Origin of the sequence: Cellvibrio sp. KY-YJ-3, assembly GCF_008806955.1 — a bacterium.
GTDB lineage: Bacteria > Pseudomonadota > Gammaproteobacteria > Pseudomonadales > Cellvibrionaceae > Cellvibrio.
On the sequence record NZ_CP031727.1, the window covers coordinates 1,742,501 to 1,745,000 of the forward strand.

2 tRNA genes and 2 rRNA genes (2 of these 4 cut by a window edge) are annotated in these 2,500 nt (G+C 50.0%); all 4 read left to right on the plus strand.

The features are described 5' to 3' along the window. A 16S ribosomal RNA gene (locus tag D0B88_RS07335) occupies positions 1–202 on the plus strand (it extends 1,332 nt beyond the left edge of the window). 162 nt (positions 203–364) lie between these two features. Then, positions 365–441, plus strand: a tRNA-Ile gene (locus D0B88_RS07340). Positions 442–471: 30 nt separating this feature from the next. Next, a tRNA-Ala gene (locus D0B88_RS07345) sits at positions 472–547 on the plus strand. Positions 548–832: 285 nt separating this feature from the next. After that, positions 833–2,500: ribosomal RNA gene (locus D0B88_RS07350) — 23S ribosomal RNA — on the plus strand; it runs 1,220 nt beyond the window's last position. The 16S and 23S rRNA genes sit together here with 2 tRNA genes alongside, the layout of an rRNA operon.

A 2,500-nucleotide genomic window follows, 5' to 3' on the forward strand; every position in this document is an offset into this window, starting at 1 on the left:
TCGCTAGTAATCGTAAATCAGAACGTTACGGTGAATACGTTCCCGGGCCTTGTACACACCGCCCGTCACACCATGGGAGTGGGTTGCAAAAGAAGTAGCTAGTCTAACCGCAAGGGGGACGGTTACCACTTTGTGATTCATGACTGGGGTGAAGTCGTAACAAGGTAGCCCTAGGGGAACCTGGGGCTGGATCACCTCCTTAAACGATATGCCAACCCGTCTGTAAGTGCTCACACGCATTGCTTGATCGACTGGAATCAATAAAAGATTTGTTAGTCGCTAGTCCCCTAGTGCTTGTCGCTAGACGCCGCGAGTTACTTTGAAAGGTAAGCGGCCGACAACTAGTGTCTACAGACCAGGATATAGGCCTGTAGCTCAGCTGGTTAGAGCGCACCCCTGATAAGGGTGAGGTCGGCAGTTCGAGTCTGCCCAGGCCTACCAACTTCTGTGTTTTGAAGTTCCCTCGAAAAAGGGGCTATAGCTCAGCTGGGAGAGCGCCTGCCTTGCACGCAGGAGGTCAACGGTTCGATCCCGTTTAGCTCCACCACTCTTTTATTGATTAAAGAAGAAGTCAGTCAATTAATGTCTGCTCTTTAAATACTTTGCATTCCGGCTTAAGGAATTGAAAAGTGTCTAAAAGAAAAGAAGTTAATTGACTGGTTTTTACGCCAGATGCTCTTTAACAAGGTGGAATGTAAAGTAATAAATTGCTGATTTATGGATGTCTTGTGTATCTCTACACAAAAGTCCGGCGAATCATACTCATGCGATGCGCTTATTATCGTGAGCGTATCAATGTTGTAAATCGTTAAAGCAGTCGCTTGTGTTATATGGTCAAGCGACTAAGCGCACACGGTGGATGCCTAGGCAGTTGGAGGCGATGAAAGACGTAGGAGCCTGCGATAAGCTCAGGGGAGCTGGCAAACAAGCTGTGATCCTGAGATCTCTGAATGGGGGAACCCACTTACTTTTAGTAAGTATCCTGCAGTGAATACATAGCTGCTGGAAGCGAACCCGGGGAACTGAAACATCTAAGTACCCGGAGGAAAAGAAATCAACCGAGATTCCCTTAGTAGCGGCGAGCGAAAGGGGACCAGCCCTTAAGTGGCTTTGGTGTTAGTGGAACGCTCTGGAAAGTGCGGCGATACAGGGTGATAGCCCCGTACACGAAAATGCCTTAGTCATGAAAACGAGTAGGACGGGACACGTGATATCCTGTTTGAATATGGGGGGACCATCCTCCAAGGCTAAATACTCCCAACTGACCGATAGTGAACCAGTACCGTGAGGGAAAGGCGAAAAGAACCCCTGTGAGGGGAGTGAAATAGATCCTGAAACCGTGTGCGTACAAGCAGTAGGAGCACCTTCGTGGTGTGACTGCGTACCTTTTGTATAATGGGTCAGCGACTTATTGTCAGTGGCAAGGTTAACCGTATAGGGGAGCCGTAGCGAAAGCGAGTCTTAATAGGGCGTCTAGTCGCTGGCAATAGACCCGAAACCCGGCGATCTATCCATGTGCAGGTTGAAGGTTGGGTAACACTAACTGGAGGACCGAACCCACAAATGTTGAAAAATTTGGGGATGACGTGTGGATAGGGGTGAAAGGCTAATCAAGCCGGGAGATATCTGGTTCTCCCCGAAAGCTATTTAGGTAGCGCGTCATGTCTCACCCAGGGGGGTAGAGCACTGTTTGGGCTAGGGGGTCATCCCGACTTACCAAACCCATGCAAACTACGAATACCCTGGAGTGCAATCATGGCAGACAGACAGCGGGTGCTAACGTCCGTTGTCAAGAGGGCAACAACCCAGACCGCCAGCTAAGGTCCCCAATGTTAGTTAAGTGGGAAACGATGTGGGAAGGCTTAGACAGCTAGGAGGTTGGCTTAGAAGCAGCCACCCTTTAAAGAAAGCGTAATAGCTCACTAGTCGAGTCGGCCTGCGCGGAAGATGTAACGGGGCTAAAACTAGCAACCGAAGCTGCGGCTGCATACTTTGTATGTGGGGTAGGGGAGCGTTCTGTAAGCCGTCGAAGGTGTGTTGAGAAGCATGCTGGAGGTATCAGAAGTGCGAATGCTGACATGAGTAACGATAAGGGGAGTGAAAAACTCCCCCGCCGGAAGATCAAGGGTTCCTGTCCAACGCTAATCGGGACAGGGTTAGTCGGCCCCTAAGGCGAGGCGGAAACGCGTAGTCGATGGGAAACAGGTTAATATTCCTGTACCTCTTTTTACTGCGATGGGGGGACGGAGAAGGCTAGAGCAGCACGGCGTTGGTTGTCCGTGTTTAAGGTCGTAGGCTGGTGTCTTAGGTAAATCCGGGATGCTAAGGCTGAGAACTGATGACGAGTGTTCCTCGGAACATGAAGTGCTTGATGCCATGCTTCCAAGAAAAGCCTCTAAGCTTCAGGTAAAAAGAGACCGTACTCCAAACCGACACAGGTGATCAGGTAGAGAATACCAAGGCGCTTGAGAGAACTCGGGTGAAGGAACTAGGCAAAATG